A 14471-nucleotide genomic window follows, 5' to 3' on the forward strand; every position below is an offset into this window, starting at 1 on the left:
TCCGCTCATTGTGCGGCACAAGCGAAAAAATTCACTGTCGATTTTTCGGTGGAGCCATCGACAAAGCGGATTTACTCTCAGCCCATGAACATACCAGCCGCTGTCCTGCCGCCCCACGCCGAAATGGTTCGCGCCATGCTCGAGCGCGACACTGCCTATGAAGGCGTGTTCTTCACGGCCGTTAAAACCACCGGGATCTTTTGCCGCCCCAGTTGCACGGCGCGCAAGCCGAAACCGGAAAACGTCGAATTCTTCGCCCACGCCGACGAATGCCTGTGCGCCGGTTATCGCGCCTGCCTGCGCTGCAAACCGCTGGACGCGGCCGCCATCGCCCCGGATTGGGTGCAGCGCCTGCTCAACGTAGTGGACGCCGATCCGGAACGGCGCTGGAGCGATGCGCAATTGCTTGCTGAAGGCATCGAACCGCTGAAGCTGCGGCGCTGGTTCAAACAGCATTTCGGCATGACCTTCCACGCCTGGCTGCGCACCCGTCGCCTCGGCATGGCCTTGGGCGGAATCAGGCAAGGCACGTCGATCGATCACGCCGCGTTCGATTCCGGCTATGAATCGCTGAGCGGTTTTCGCGACGCGTTTCAGAAATCTTTCCACATCACCCCTGGCCGCGCCGCCAACAGTGAGCCGTTGCTGTTTACCCGCCTGACCACGCCGCTGGGGCCGATGATCGCCATGGCCGAACGTCGCGGACTGGTGCTGCTGGAGTTTCTCGATCGCCCGGCGCTGACCCGCGAGGTCGAAGCCCTGCAGAACCGTTATGGCTACGCCGTCGCGCCGGGGCACAACGCGCATTTGCAGCAGATCGAAGTGGAGCTGGCGGATTACTTCGCCGGCAAACTCACACAATTCAGCGTGGCACTGCATCTGCCCGGCAGCGCGTTCGCCCGCGAGGTCTGGGCGGCGCTGCTGCAAATCCCCTATGGCCACACCAGCACGTACGGCGCTATCGCCGCCGGGCTGGGCAAACCCGGCGCCAGCCGTGCAGTGGGCCTGGCCAATGGGCACAATCGTCTTTCGATCGTGGTGCCGTGCCACCGGGTGATTGGCGCGGACGGCTCGCTGACCGGCTATGGGGGCGGACAACCGCGCAAGGCGTTTCTGCTCAGGCTGGAGAACGCCGCACTGCAAATGACTCAACAATTGGCTTTTTGAAGCATGCAATCCATCAGGCAAAAAGGGATCTGGATGAGTACGACCGGTTCACGGCAGCATGGCTGACGGGTATGACGTGGCCAGCGCTTTTCTGGCCGCTACAGACGCTGACTGGCAACGCCATATCCGCGCGGTTGGCCCGTGTCTGCATCAGCCACATCCGGCGCGCGATCCCTATGAGTCGCTGGTCCGCGCGATTGCCTATCAGCAACTGCACGCCAAGGCTGGCGATGCGATTCTCGGGCGTTTGGTGGGTTTGTTTCCCGGGCAGACGTTTCCGCGTCCGGAGCAGATTTTGGCTGCTGATGTCGAGCGCCTGCGTGCTTGCGGGTTTTCAGCGAGCAAGATCGCCACGATTCAGGGGATTGCCCAGGCGACGCTGGATGGCGTGGTGCCGGATTACCCGACTGCGCGGGCGATGGACGATGAAACGCTGATCGAACGCCTCACCAGTCTGCGCGGCGTCGGTCGCTGGACAGTGGAAATGCTGCTGATCTACAGCCTCGAACGCATGGACATCCTCCCCGCCGATGACTTTGGCGTGCGCGAGGGTTATCGACGTTTGAAAGGCCTGGAAATCCAGCCGACACGAAAACAGATGATAGAGATCGGCCGAGCCTGGAGCCCGTATCGCACGGTGGCGGCGTGGTATTTGTGGCGGGTGGGCAGGGGCTAGGCATCAAACGGCGTCAACTCAACCATCTGCACTGAATTTGCTGCCCTATTCGTGAGCAAGCCCACTCCTACATTCAACTGGCACAGGCGCAAAATCGTCCAACACCATCAATCCCCCTGTGGGAGCGGGCTTGCTCGCGAAAGCGTCAGGTCGGGCAACATCATTGCTGACCGTGCCGCCGCCTTCGTGAGCAAGCCCACTCCCACATTCAACTGGCGGCAGACGCAAAATCTTCCAACACCATCAATCCCCCTGTGGGAGCGGGCTTGCTCGCGAAAGCGTCAGGTCAGGCAGCATCACTGCTGACCGTACCGCCGCCTTCGTGAGCAAGCCCACTCCCACATTCAATTGGCGACAGGCGCAAAATCTTCCAACACCATCAATCCCCTGTGGGAGCGGGCTTGCTCGCGAAAGCGTCAGGTCAGGCAACATCACTGCTGACCGTACCGCCGCCTTCGTGAGCAAGCCCACTCCCACATTCAATTGGCGACAGGCGCAAAATCTTCCAACACCATCAATCCCCTGTGGGAGCGGGCTTGCTCGCGAAAGCGTCAGGTCAGGCAGCATCACTGCTGACCGTACCGCCGCCTTCGTGAGCAAGCCCACTCCCACATTCAACTGGCGACAGGCGCAAAATCTTCCAACACCATCAATCCCCCTGTGGGAGCGGGCTTGCTCGCGAAAGCGTCAGGTCAGGCAGCATCACTGCTGACCGTACCGCCGCCTTCGTGAGCAAGCCCACTCCCACATTCAATTGGCGACAGGCGCAAAATCTTCCAACACCATCAATCCCCTGTGGGAGCGGGCTTGCTCGCGAAAGCGTCGGGTCAGACAACATCGCTGCTTAATCCCCTCAGCAGGAGTCTGATACGCAGACACATCCTGCCAACAATCATCACATCCGGCTCTTCCAGCTCGGCTAGCCTTTCACTCCAATCAATCATGAACAAGGCAAAGGAATGCCCGAACGATATTCGTCTCACCGTCTCAGAATCGGCCGCTTTTGCGAACAGAACCGCATTTACCTGCTCACGGCCAACACCTTGCATCGCGAGCCGGTTTTCAAGAATCACGATCTCGGCAGATTAGTAGCTAACCAGTTCCAGCGAGCGCAAACAGAAGGTTTGGCCGATACGTTGGCCTGGGTGGTCATGCCGGATCATTTCCACTGGTTGGTCCAGTTGCAAAATGGAGCACTGGGACAACTGATGTGCCAGACGAAGTCCCTGAGCACCAGAGCCATCAATGTGGCGAGCGGTCGAACAGGTAGCCTGTGGCAACAGGGTTTTCATGATCGTGCGCTACGGCAAGAAGAGAGTCTGGTGCAAATGGCCAGATATGTAGTGGCCAACCCGCTACGCGCGGGTCTGGTGCAAAAGCTTGATGATTACTCACTCTGGGATGCAATTTGGGTCAGCCGAACCCTACCGCCGCCTTCGTGAGCAAGCCCACTCCCACATTCAACTGGCGCCAGACGCAAAATCTTCCCACACCATCAATCCCCTGTGGGAGCGGGCTTGCTCGCGAAAGTGTCAGGTCAGGCAGCATCGCTGCTGTCCGTACCGCCGCCTTCGTGAGCAAGCCCACTCCCACATTCAACTGGCGGCAGACGCAAAATCTTCCAACACCATCAATCCCCCTGTGGGAGCGGGCTTGCTCGCGAAAGCGTCAGGTCAGGCAGCATCGCTGCTGTCCGTACCGCCGCCTTCGTGAGCAAGCCCACTCCCACATTCAACTGGCGGCAGACGCAAAATCTTCCAACACCATCAATCCCCCTGTGGGAGCGGGCTTGCTCGCGAAAGCGTCAGGTCAGGCAGCATCACTGCTGACCGTACCGCCGCCTTAGTGAGCAAGCCCACTCCCACATTCAACTGGCGACAGGCGCAAAATCTTCCAACACCATCAATCCCCCTGTGGGAGCGGGCTTGCTCGCGAAAGCGTCAGGTCAGGCAGCATCACTGCTGACCGTACCGCCGCCTTCGTGAGCAAGCCCACTCCCACATTCAACTGGCGGCAGACGCAAAATCTTCCAACACCATCAATCCCCCTGTGGGAGCGGGCTTGCTCGCGAAGGCGTCAGGTCGGGCAACATCATTGCTGATGTATCGCTCCATACAACGTCAATGCGCCCGGTCCAGCCCCACCAGCAATGCGCTGTCGCGACTGTAGATGTCTGGCGCGTAGCGTACATGGCCGGTGCTGTCGACTTGCGCCGTCCAGTAGGTCATCAGGATCGGCACCGGCGCCGACAAGCGAAATTCATGAGTCGTACCGCTTGCCAGCAACGTATCGGTGCGGGTCTTTTCCGCGGGGGACAGCAGCAGGTCGCGCAGTTGCAGCGGATGCTCGACGCGCACGCAACCGGAGCTGAACGCTCGCGGCCCCTTGTCGAACAGCGCTTTGCTCGGCGTGTCGTGCAGGTACACCGAGAACGGGTTGGGGAATCGAATGACCATCTGCCCCAGCGGATTGCGTGGACCGGCGTCCTGGCGCAAGAGGATATTGCCCGGGTTGTCCCAGTCGATGTCTGCGGCCGCCAGAGGCTGGCCGTTGGCGTCGAGCACTTGCAGGTTCTGGCGGCTGAGGAAGGTCTGGTCCTTGCGGATTTCCGGCAGCTTGTCTTCTTTCCAGATGGTCGGCGGCACGGTCCAGGTCGGGTTCAGTGTCAGGCGGGTGACGCGGGATTTGAGCAGTGGGGTCTGGCGCTCGGCGCGGCCGACCTGGGTGCGGGTCTGCCACACCGGTTGACCGCCCTGATACAGCGTCAGCTCAGCGGCCGCGACATTCACCACCAGCCCGCTGGGCTCCATGTCCTGGGCCATCCAGCGGAAACGTTCGAGATTGACGCGCAACTGATCGCGGCGGGTCAGCGGGCTGATGTTCAATTCGGCAATGGTGCCCGGCCCGACCACACCGTCAGCCTGTAACGAATGAGTGGCCTGAAAATGCTTCACTGCCTCCACCAACACGCCATCGTAGGCATTTTCCGGCGGCACCAGCGCGTGTGCCAGGTAGCCTTCGTTGTAGAGTCGTCGGGCCAGTTCCGGCACGCGCGGGTCTTCCATCGCCGGACGCAGCAACGGGCCACTGCCCACCGGCTGCCATTGCGGCAAGGCTTGCAAGCGTTGCGCGGCATACAGCTGGCGCAGACTTTGATACTGCGGCAGATGCGGACGCGCCAGATCGAACGCCGCAGGAATGTCGTTCATGCCCGGCACGGCAATGCTGAGCAATTGCGCCTGACGGTCGGTCTGCGGACCGTCGACATGCCACAGCGGTTCGAAATGCGATTGCAACAGACGACCGTAATGCAGATCCTGCAAGGCCTGCAGATAGTTGCGGCTGATGTCGATGTCGGCGCACAGCTCACCATCCTGCGGCGGCGTTGTTGCGACGGCGTAGCGATTGGGATTCAGGCCATCGTCGGCCAACAGCTGCAATTGCGCACGCAACGCCGGCAAGCGTGCCGGCTCCCCTGCCCATACCGGCATCCAGTCCTGCTGTTCATAGAACGCCTGCAATTGGCTCAAGGCCGGGGCGTTGAGGCGCGCGGCAATCGCTGGGCACGACTGCGCGAGACTGATCAACACCGCTTGCAACGGGCTGCGCGGTTCCACCGGCAATTGCGTCGCCGGTGTCGGCAGGGTTTCGAGCGGGGGCAGCGGCTCATCGGCGCAAGCGACAAACGGCGCAGCGAGCAAACAAATGCTCAAGTAGCATGCGTACTTTTTGAACAACTGCTTTACTCCAATCCATGGCCGTCCAGATGACGGCCAACCTTACATCAGGTGCGCTGAACAGTCAGGCTCGAACCGCGAGCCTGCGGGTATTGACTGGGAGTCAGGAGCCAAAGTGCCGTTTATGTAGCAAGTTGAGGACACTTTATAAAATGTTGACGTTTTTGCGCCGACTTCTGTTGAGCACCGCGACCCTTGTCGCCGTGACCAGTCCAGTATTTGCCGCCGGCAAGCCATCGCCGGTTCTCTACAACAGCCTCGCCCACGCAGCGCCGGAACTCAATCCCCAGGCGCTCAAAGGTGCATTGAACGCCATGCAATGCGCGGTCAACAACGGCGCGAAACCCTCGCGGCATCTGGCGATCATCGATTATTCGCAACCGTCCACCGAGCGCCGCCTGTGGATTTTCGACCTGAATAAAAAGAAGCTGGTGCTGCGCGATCTGGTCGCCCACGGCTCCAACTCCGGTGAGAATTTCGCCACGCAGTTTTCCAATCGCGAAGGCAGTTATCAGTCAAGTCTCGGCCTGTTCCGCACTCAGGAAAGCTACGAAGGTACTCACGGCTATTCGCTGCGCATGGACGGTCTGGAACCGGGTTTCAATGATCTGGCCCGTGATCGCGCGATCGTGATTCATGCCGCCAGTTACGTGAACCCGCTGTGGAGCAAGCGTCAGGGCCGTATCGGCCGCAGTCAGGGTTGCCCCGCCGTGCGGCCGCAGATTGCCAAACAGGTGATCGATCGCCTGAAGAACGGCCAGTTCATGTTTTCCTGGTACCCGGATCAGCGCTGGCTGCAAAAGTCACCGTACCTGAACTGCCAGCCGCAGCAGGTGGCGAGCATTCTCAACACCCACGCCAGTTAACGCGCATCGCCGCCGGCGGGTTTGTAGAACAGGAACCTGCCGGTCTGCGCGGTGTTGCGATAGGCCTTGGCCCAGCTCGGGTGCACGCCGCGATCGTGAAAATACAGGGCGCCGCGCGTGCGATCCTTGAGTTGACGGTTCAACGCCTTGCCAGCGATTTCCTTGGCCAGCGCGTATTCGGCATCCTCCTTGACCTGATCGGGCTTGCCGTCGCACCACCAGGAAAACTGGCAGTTGCCGGTTTCCGAGCCTTGCTTGACCACCGCACACACCGTGTCGGGAAAGCCATCGTGGCCGAGGCGATTCATCACCACGCTGGCGACGGCTTCCATTTCCGGGGTGTCCTTGCCCTTGGCTTCCCAATAGATACTGCGCGCCAGACAGGTCAGCGGATCGTCCAGCGGCGCGGCGCCTGCCGGGTCCACCGCTTGCGCTTCGGTGGGAGTGATGGCTTCGGATTTCGGCGCCGGCGCAGCGCTGACTTTATCCGCCGCTTTCTCCTCGAGTACCTCGGCTTTCTGTTCAGCTTTGGCCTCGATCGGAGCCTGCGCGCCGGCCCATGCCGCGCCGGTCAAAACGATACACAACAAACCGCCCGCCAAGCCTTTCGATCCCATGTCGGTTCTTCCGTCAGTGCCCGCGAAGGGCAGAGTGTTACGTCGGGGAGACGCCCGGTTTGCGGGGTCTTCGCAGAGTGTAGCGAGCAAATGCGCGGGCGTACCAGCAGTGAAAAAAATCCGCTGAAAAGAAAAAGGCATTCACTCATCGCACGCCTTTCGCGCATCATGGGCGCATTCAGCTCAAGGGAGATTTCCATGCGCTTCATGCCGTCCGTTTTGCGTTGTGCCGCATTGTCGCTGGGTGTGGTGTTCGCCACCTCGGCGCTGGCCGGCGATGAACTGCAATTGATCGAGTCGATCAACAGCTATCGCAGCCAGCCGCAGCGTTGCGGCACACAGGCGTCGAACGAGTTGCCACCGCTGTCGGCCGATCCACGGCTGCGACTGCCTGCCAGCGGCGCGGTCGATCTGCAGCAGGCCATGACCAGCGCCCACTACCCGATGGTCAACGTGCAGGCGATTACCCTCAACGGCCCGCGCGATGCGGCGTCAGCAATGAAGGCGATTCAGGAAAGCTTCTGTCAGGTGGTGCTCGACCCGCAGTTTGTCGATATCGGCGTCAACCGCGTTGACCGCGACTGGCGCATCGTCCTCGCGCGGCCGTTGCTGACGGCGAAACTCGGCGATGCGCAAAGCGAAGGGCAAAAGCTGCTGGCGCAACTCAATACCGCCCGCAGTCAGGCCCGTCAGTGCGGCGGCCAGTCCTTCGCGGCGGCAGCCCCGCTGGCGTGGAACGCCACGCTGGGCACTGTCGCTCTGGATCACAGCCGCGACATGGCCAACAACAATTATCTCGACCACAAGGACCGCGATGGCCGCACGCCCGGCGACCGTGCCGAGCTGTCCGGCTACAGCGGGCAGCTGGTCGGTGAAAACATCGCTGCCGGGCAAGACACCGTCGGCAAGGTCGTTGACGGCTGGCTCGCCAGCCCCGGGCATTGCGCCAATCTGATGAACCCGCAATACCAGGAACTGGGCGCCGCCTATGCGACCGATCCGAAAAGCAACGCCGGTATTTACTGGACGGCAATGTTTGGCGCACCGTAAGGCATCATCGACGCCGTCAATCACTCGGTCAGCCAGAGTGATTGGACGGCATGGCGAGCGCAGCCTACCCTGCGCGATCTGCGCCCGCTGACGGCGTTCCACATCCACGAGGCGAGCCCATGACACAGCGTGAATTGATCGATGGTCACAACCGCCGCGTGGATTATCTGCGCCTGTCGGTTACCGACCGCTGCGATTTCCGCTGCGTGTATTGCATGGCCGAGGACATGCAGTTCCTGCCGCGCCAGCAGATCCTTACCCTCGAAGAGCTGTTCCAAGTGGCGCAAAGCTTCGTCGCCCTCGGCACGCGCAAGATCCGCCTCACGGGTGGCGAGCCGCTGATCCGCCCCGGTGTCGTGCAACTCTGCGAGCAGATAGCCGCCCTGCCCGGCCTGCGCGAACTGTGCCTGACCACCAACGGCTCGCAATTGGGCCGGCTGGCCAAGCCGCTGTTCGACGCCGGGGTCAAGCGCCTCAACATCAGCCTCGACAGCCTCGATCCGCAGCGCTTCAAAGAGCTGACCCGCACCGGCGATCTGGCGCAGGTCATCGAGGGCATCGATGCCGCTCGCGCCGCCGGGTTCACCCGCACCAAACTCAATTGCGTGGTGATGCAAGGGCGCAACGACCACGAGATCAACGATCTGGTCAGTTTCGCCATCGAGCGTGATCTGGATATTTCCTTCATCGAAGAGATGCCGCTGGGCGCGATTGCTGAACACAGCCGCGCCGAGTCCTTCTACTCCAGCGCGCAAGTACGCGAGCGCATCGCCGAACGTTTTACCCTGATCGACTCGACCGAATCGACGCAAGGGCCGTCGCGCTACTGGCGCGTGGCCGAAGCACCGAACGTTCGCCTGGGCTTCATTTCGCCGCACAGCCACAACTTCTGCGGCACCTGCAATCGCGTGCGCCTGACCGTCGAAGGTCGCCTGCTGCTGTGTCTGGGCAACGAGCACTCGATGGATCTCAAAGCCGTGTTACGCGCCCATCCGGGCCACCCGGAACGTCTGGAGAACGCGATCATCGAGGCGATGAAACTCAAACCGTATCGACACAACTTCGAAGTCAACGACGACGTGCAAGTGGTGCGTTTCATGAACATGACCGGCGGCTGACCAGCCCCCAGACGCGGACCGCGAGATGATCGTCAGACCGAAACCCAATCAGTTCGCCGTGCTGTTCACCCTCAAAGGCTCGATCGCCAAACGCATCGCTCTGCGCACCTTGATGGTCACGCTGCTGGCTGCAGTGATCGTGTTGATCGAAATCCTCGAGCCGAGTTACTTTGCCAAGGTCAACGCCACACCGTTCACCCTGCTCGGCCTGTCGCTGTCGATCTTCATGAGCTTTCGCAACAATGCCTGTTATGACCGCTGGTACGAGGCGCGCAAGGCCTGGGGCGAGGTACTGTTGCGGGTGCGTTCGGTGATGCGCGAAACCCAGGGTATTGCTGAAATCAGCCTGCGGGCGCCGCTGTTGCGCAATCTCTGCGGTTTCGCCCACGCGTTGAACGCACGGCTACGTGGCGAAAACGAAGCGCGCGCCAGCGCCGACTGGCTAAGCCCGCCCATCGACACGGGGGCTCCGGACCACTGCGGACAGATTCTGCATCAAGTCGGGCGCCAGTGTTCGGAACTGGAAGCGAGCGGTGTGATCTCGGCGTGGCGCTATCAATTGCTGGCCAGTCACCTGACCAGCCTGACCCAGGCGCAGGCCGTCTGCGACCGCATCAAGACCACGCCGCTGCCCTTCCCGTACACCTTGCTGTTGCACCGCACGATTTACCTGTTCTGCATTCTGCTGCCGTTCGCCATGGCCGAATCCCTCGGCTGGCTGACACCGCTGTTCACGGCAATTGTCAGCTACACGTTTTTCGGCCTCGACGCGATTGCCGATGAACTCGAAGACCCGTTCGGCCGCGATGAAAACGATCTGCCGACCGATGCACTCGTGCGCACCCTGGAGCGCGACGTGCTGTACGAACTGGGCGTCTCGCCATTGCCGCCCGCAGCGGAACCGGACGATTACGTACTGCGCTGAATGGCGCAGCGGCGGGCCCGCCGTGTTCACTCTGAACCCAGGCGCGGCCATTCGCGAGCAGGCTCGCTCCCACAGTTGAAATGCATTCCGATGTGGGAGCGAGCCTGCTCGCGGAAACAGTTGAAATGCATTCTCCTGTGGGAGCGAGCCTGCTCGCGAAAAAGGCAACTCGGGCAATCAGCCCAAACGCCGGAAAGCGCCACCGACTAATCTTCCGTTTACACGCGCGCAAATTCCCCCTTACTATCCGGGCACACCGGTCGCCGGGTTCGCCCTGCTGCCGACGCTTTCCGCCAACGGAAACACGCGTTATGAGTACGTCACCACAACAACCGCAAAGGTTGCACGTCTCTGCCGTACGCGCCCACTGCAACAGGGGCTGCGTATGAACCGCATCGTCAATCTGCCCATGGCCCTGCGCCGTTCCAAGCTGCGTCACTCCGCACGCCCGCCGGATATCGCCGTTCCTGCCTGATCGCGAGCTTGATACCCGCGACAGTCAATTTTCCTTTTCCCTGATATCCCTGCCGGGACACTTACGCCTTTTTGTCGCGTCGTGTCCGGCCGAATCTGCGCGCCTGTGCGGCGCCATCGTGAGTGATTTGCCATGAAATTCGCAGCCATCGAAGACGCCCGCCTGTTCCTCGAACAGAACCCTGATATCGATATGATCGAGTTGTTCATCCTCGACGCCAACGGCGTGCCGCGCGGCAAGCTGTTGCACCGTGAAGAACTGCTCGCCGTGTACGAAAGCGGCCGACCACTGCCGAGCACCATCCTTGGCCTGACTTTACAGGGCGAAGACGTGGAAAACTCCGGGCTGGTGTGGGACGTCGGCGACATCGACTGCCGCGCCTATCCGCTGCAAGGCAGTCTGGTGCGCCTGCCGTGGCGACAGATTCCGACCGCTGCGGTGCAGGTCAGCATGCACCCGAGCGAGGGCATGCCAGCGAGCATCGCTGACCCTCGGCACCTGCTGATCAAGGTGATCGACGGGCTCAAGGCCGAAGGTTATCACCCGATCATGGCCTGCGAGCTGGAGTTCTATCTGCTCGATGCCAAACGCGATCACAACGGCCGCCCGCAACCGGCGCTGGACGCCGACGGCGGACGACCGCGACACACGCAAGTCTACGGTTTACGCGAGCTGGAACAGATCGAGCCGTTCCTCGCCGACCTATACAGCGCGTGCAAACTGCACGGCATTCCGGCGCGCACGGCGATCTCCGAATACGCACCGGGGCAAGTGGAAATCACCCTTGAACACGGCGATGCGCTGGAGGCGATGGATCAGGCGGTGCGCTACAAACGTCTGGTCAAAGGCGTGGCGCACAAGCACGGTATGCAGGCGACGTTCATGGCCAAGCCGTTCGATGATCTGGCCGGCACCGGCATGCACATGCACGTCAGCCTCGCCGACGCCGAGGGGCGTAACTTGTTCGCTTCTGAAGACCCGGCCGGCACGCCGCTGTTGCGCACGGCGATCGGCGGCATGCTCGCCTCTCTGCTGGATTCGCTGCTGCTGTTCTGCCCCAACGCCAACTCCTACCGGCGTTTCCAGGCCAACAGCTACGCACCACTGGCGCCGACCTGGGGCGTCGACAACCGCACGGTCAGCCTGCGCGTACCCGGCGGCCCGGCGCCGACACGACACATCGAACACCGCATCTGCGGCGCCGACGCCAACCCGTATCTGGCAGCGGCAGCGATCCTCGCCGGGATTCATCGCGGAATCCGCGAAGAGCTGAATCCGGGTGCGCCGGTCGAGGGCAATGGTTATGCCCAGGCGAAAGAATTGCTGCCGACCGATTGGCTGACGTCGTTGCAGGCGCTGGAAAATTCCCAGTGGGCACGAGAGGCTTTAGGGCAGGAATTCCTTGGCGTGTATCTGGCGGTAAAGCGTGCCGAGTATCGGCAGTTCATGGCGCAAGTGGGTGAGCAGGATTGGCGGTGGTATCTGACCGAGGCTTAACGATCCGACACCGAACCTGTGGGAGCGAGCCTGCTCGCGAAGGCGTCATCACATTCAACATTTTGGGTGACTGACACACCGCTTTCGCGAGCAGGCTCGCTCCCACAGGGAATGCACTTCGAACCTGGAATTTTTTGTGGACCCTGACATGACCATTCGCTGCAATTCCTACTACACCGCCACCCTCAACCACGACACCGACTACCCGACCCTGCAAGGCCGGCACAAGGTCGATGTGGTGATCATCGGCGGCGGTTTCACTGGCGTCGCCACTGCCGTCGAGCTGGCGGAAAAAGGCCTGAAAGTCGCCATCGTCGAAAGCCACAAGATCGGCTGGGGCGCCACCGGGCGCAATGGCGGGCAGGTCACCGGCAGCCTCTCCGGCGACGGTGCGATGCGCAAACAGATGCGCGCGAAACTGGGCGATGACGTGGACGATTTCATCTGGCACCTGCGCTGGCGCGGACATGAAATCATCCGCCAGCGCGTCGAAAAATATGCGATCCAGTGCGACCTCAAACACGGCCATTTGCACGCGGCATACAAGCCGAGCCACATGGTCGATCTGCGCAAGGATTACGACGAAGCCGTGCGTCGCGGATTAGGCGATGAAGTGAGCCTGCTCGACCGCAGCCAGGTTCGCGACCTGCTGCAAAGCGAGCTCTACCACGGCGCCATCAAGAACACCCGCAACATGCACCTGCACCCGCTCAACCTGTGCATCGGCGAAGCACGCGCAGCCGAAAGCCTGGACACGCTGATCTTCGAAAACAGCGAAGTGCTGGAGATCATTCACGGCGACAACCCCGGCGTGCGCACCGCCCACGGCCAGATCGACGCCAGTCAGGTGATGCTCGCCGGCGATGTCTATCACAAGCTCGAACCGGGTCAGCTCAAGGGCAAGATATTCCCGGCCATGGGCGGCATCGTCACCACCGCGCCGCTGGGCGATCTGGCGAAACAGATCAACCCCGAAGACCTCGCCGTGTACGACTGCCGCTTCGTCCTCGATTACTACCGGCTCACCGCCGACGGCCGTTTGCTGTTCGGCGGCGGCGCCAACTACAGCGGCAAGGATTCGCGCGACATCGCTGCGGAGCTGCGCCCGTGTATCGAGCGCACGTTCCCGGCGCTCAAAGGCGTGCCGATCGATTACCAGTGGAGTTGCGCGATGGGCATCGTCATCAATCGCATTCCCCAACTGGGCAAGCTCTCGGACAACGTCTGGTACTGCCAGGGCTACTCGGGACACGGTATCGCCACCACCCACATAATGGGCGAAATCATGAGCCGGGCGATCACTGGGCATATGGAACAGTTCGACACCTTCGCCGCGTGCCAGCACATTCGCGTGCCAATGGGCGACCTGCTCGGCAACCCGTTGCTGGCGGCGGGGATGTGGTATTACCAGATGCTTGAGCGGTTGCGCTGACTGGACCGGCCCTTTCGCGAGCAGGCTCGCTCCCACATTGGATTTGTGAACGACACAACATCCTGTGGGAGCGAGCCTGCTCGCGAAGAGGCCCTCAATCCCAACACAAAATTCAATCCGGCAACTGCTCCACCACAATCCCCAGCCGCTGATAATCCTCGATATTCCCCGACCCCGGATGCCGCTCGGTAATCAACCTGTGCAGGCGCGTACACGGCGCCACCACAAACGGCTCTACCGCGCCCAGCTTGTCCGCCGTAGTCACTGCAATCACCTGCGTCGCACTGTCGAGCATCGCCTGTTTGATCGGCACTTCATCGAAATGCAGCGAGGTGATGCCGACCTCGGGATGAATCGCGCACACCCCGGTAATCGCCAAGTCCGCCTTGATCCCCGCCAGCAGCCGCAACGCTTCCTGACCGCTCGCCGACATCGAATGCGGATTCAATTGGCCACCCGCCAGAATCACTTTCACGCCTTTGTACTCGGACAAGGCAATCGCGGTCAGCGGTGACGCGGTCACGGCGGTAATGCGGATGTCGGCGGGTAATGCGCGCGCCACCTGCAACGTGGTCGAGCCGGAATCGAACAGCACAATCTGCCCGTCCTCGATGTGCTGCGCCGCCAATTGCGCCAAGCGCACCTTGATCTCGTCGGTCTCATCCAGGCGGGTGAAGTAATCCTTGCCGGAGTCCTTCGGTCGCGGCAGCGCGCCGCCATGCACCCGCTGCACCAGGCCGGCGCTGTCCAGTTCGGCAAGGTCGCGGCGGATAGTGTCCTCGGATACCGCGAAATGCTGGCTAAGCTCGGAGGCCATGACCTTGCCGTCACGTTCGAGAAGCAAAAGGATTTTCTGCCGGCGCAGGGACGGCAATTCGGCGATGGAGTGGTCGTGCATGGTTATGCCTGTT

At 61.5% G+C, this 14471-nt stretch carries 12 protein-coding genes; 9 read left to right on the top strand and 3 right to left on the bottom strand.

The genetic code is table 11. The annotated features are described in order from the left end of the window. Window positions 1-84: 84 nt before the first annotated feature. The 3 genes from ACZ0AZ_RS25325 (at window position 85) to ACZ0AZ_RS25335 (ending at window position 3285) form a co-directional block, all read left to right on the top strand. On the top strand, window positions 85-1167 hold the full coding sequence (locus tag ACZ0AZ_RS25325) for a bifunctional transcriptional activator/DNA repair enzyme AdaA (protein WP_463538402.1): 1083 nt from the start codon (window positions 85-87) through the stop codon (window positions 1165-1167). 58 nt (window positions 1168-1225) lie between these two features. Beyond that, window positions 1226-1843 carry a DNA-3-methyladenine glycosylase family protein gene (locus ACZ0AZ_RS25330; RefSeq protein ID WP_463538403.1) on the top strand — a complete coding sequence of 206 codons (618 nt, stop codon included), beginning with the start codon at window positions 1226-1228 and terminating at the stop codon, window positions 1841-1843. 959 nt (window positions 1844-2802) lie between these two features. Continuing rightward, window positions 2803-3285: an REP-associated tyrosine transposase gene (locus ACZ0AZ_RS25335; RefSeq protein ID WP_039763262.1), complete on the top strand. Its 483-nt coding sequence runs from the start codon at window positions 2803-2805 to the stop codon at window positions 3283-3285. 678 nt (window positions 3286-3963) lie between these two features. On the opposite strand, the gene ACZ0AZ_RS25340 is transcribed toward ACZ0AZ_RS25335, so the two are convergent. Beyond that, window positions 3964-5580, bottom strand: a complete 1617-nt coding sequence (locus ACZ0AZ_RS25340; RefSeq protein ID WP_039763263.1) for a L,D-transpeptidase family protein — start codon at window positions 5578-5580, stop codon at window positions 3964-3966. A 152-nt stretch (window positions 5581-5732) separates the two neighbouring features. Between ACZ0AZ_RS25340 and ACZ0AZ_RS25345 the strand changes: the two genes are divergently transcribed. Next, entirely contained in the window at window positions 5733-6446 is a 714-nt protein-coding gene (locus tag ACZ0AZ_RS25345) for a murein L,D-transpeptidase catalytic domain family protein (protein ID WP_039763264.1), read from the top strand. On the opposite strand, the gene ACZ0AZ_RS25350 is transcribed toward ACZ0AZ_RS25345, so the two are convergent. Next, the gene (locus tag ACZ0AZ_RS25350; RefSeq protein WP_129999525.1) at window positions 6443-7063 is read right to left on the bottom strand and encodes a cell wall hydrolase; all 621 of its coding nucleotides are present in this window, start codon (window positions 7061-7063) and stop codon (window positions 6443-6445) included. The two genes, ACZ0AZ_RS25345 and ACZ0AZ_RS25350, sit on opposite strands and share 4 nt — an antisense overlap. A 198-nt stretch (window positions 7064-7261) precedes the next feature. Here ACZ0AZ_RS25350 and ACZ0AZ_RS25355 point away from each other — a divergent pair, with 198 nt between their 5' ends. The 5 genes from ACZ0AZ_RS25355 to ACZ0AZ_RS25375 all read left to right on the top strand — a co-directional run bounded on the left by ACZ0AZ_RS25355 (window position 7262) and on the right by ACZ0AZ_RS25375 (window position 13560). Further along, window positions 7262-8113 carry a CAP domain-containing protein gene (locus ACZ0AZ_RS25355; protein ID WP_463538404.1) on the top strand — a complete coding sequence of 284 codons (852 nt, stop codon included), beginning with the start codon at window positions 7262-7264 and terminating at the stop codon, window positions 8111-8113. A 119-nt stretch (window positions 8114-8232) separates the two neighbouring features. Then, window positions 8233-9231 carry a GTP 3',8-cyclase MoaA gene (moaA, locus tag ACZ0AZ_RS25360; protein ID WP_463538405.1) on the top strand — a complete coding sequence of 333 codons (999 nt, stop codon included), beginning with the start codon at window positions 8233-8235 and terminating at the stop codon, window positions 9229-9231. A gap of 25 nt (window positions 9232-9256) precedes the next feature. Next, the gene (locus ACZ0AZ_RS25365) at window positions 9257-10156 is read left to right on the top strand and encodes a bestrophin family protein (protein WP_463538406.1); all 900 of its coding nucleotides are present in this window, start codon (window positions 9257-9259) and stop codon (window positions 10154-10156) included. A 607-nt stretch (window positions 10157-10763) separates the two neighbouring features. Further along, on the top strand, window positions 10764-12128 hold the full coding sequence (locus tag ACZ0AZ_RS25370; protein ID WP_463538407.1) for a glutamine synthetase family protein: 1365 nt from the start codon (window positions 10764-10766) through the stop codon (window positions 12126-12128). Window positions 12129-12276: 148 nt separating this feature from the next. Next, window positions 12277-13560: an NAD(P)/FAD-dependent oxidoreductase gene (locus ACZ0AZ_RS25375; protein ID WP_463538408.1), complete on the top strand. Its 1284-nt coding sequence runs from the start codon at window positions 12277-12279 to the stop codon at window positions 13558-13560. Window positions 13561-13672: 112 nt separating this feature from the next. Here ACZ0AZ_RS25375 and ACZ0AZ_RS25380 read toward each other — a convergent pair whose 3' ends face one another. Beyond that, a complete protein-coding gene (locus ACZ0AZ_RS25380; protein ID WP_463538409.1) occupies window positions 13673-14458 on the bottom strand; it encodes a DeoR/GlpR family DNA-binding transcription regulator in 786 nt (261 codons plus the stop codon). Window positions 14459-14471 lie beyond the last annotated feature (13 nt).

It is taken from the genome of Pseudomonas sp. AC239 (assembly GCF_979258545.1).

What these genes read in the sequence shown, in the direction of transcription:
- ACZ0AZ_RS25325 (WP_463538402.1), top strand. Translation starts at nt 85, where the DNA reads ATGAACATACCAGCCGCTGTCCTGCCGCCCCACGCCGAAATGGTTCGC.
- ACZ0AZ_RS25330 (WP_463538403.1), top strand. Translation starts at nt 1,226, where the DNA reads ATGGCTGACGGGTATGACGTGGCCAGCGCTTTTCTGGCCGCTACAGAC.
- ACZ0AZ_RS25335 (WP_039763262.1), top strand. Translation starts at nt 2,803, where the DNA reads ATGCCCGAACGATATTCGTCTCACCGTCTCAGAATCGGCCGCTTTTGC.
- ACZ0AZ_RS25345 (WP_039763264.1), top strand. Translation starts at nt 5,733, where the DNA reads ATGTTGACGTTTTTGCGCCGACTTCTGTTGAGCACCGCGACCCTTGTC.
- ACZ0AZ_RS25350 (WP_129999525.1), bottom strand. Translation starts at nt 7,063, where the DNA reads ATGGGATCGAAAGGCTTGGCGGGCGGTTTGTTGTGTATCGTTTTGACC.
- ACZ0AZ_RS25355 (WP_463538404.1), top strand. Translation starts at nt 7,262, where the DNA reads ATGCGCTTCATGCCGTCCGTTTTGCGTTGTGCCGCATTGTCGCTGGGT.
- moaA (WP_463538405.1), top strand. Translation starts at nt 8,233, where the DNA reads ATGACACAGCGTGAATTGATCGATGGTCACAACCGCCGCGTGGATTAT.
- ACZ0AZ_RS25365 (WP_463538406.1), top strand. Translation starts at nt 9,257, where the DNA reads ATGATCGTCAGACCGAAACCCAATCAGTTCGCCGTGCTGTTCACCCTC.
- ACZ0AZ_RS25370 (WP_463538407.1), top strand. Translation starts at nt 10,764, where the DNA reads ATGAAATTCGCAGCCATCGAAGACGCCCGCCTGTTCCTCGAACAGAAC.
- ACZ0AZ_RS25375 (WP_463538408.1), top strand. Translation starts at nt 12,277, where the DNA reads ATGACCATTCGCTGCAATTCCTACTACACCGCCACCCTCAACCACGAC.
- ACZ0AZ_RS25380 (WP_463538409.1), bottom strand. Translation starts at nt 14,458, where the DNA reads ATGCACGACCACTCCATCGCCGAATTGCCGTCCCTGCGCCGGCAGAAA.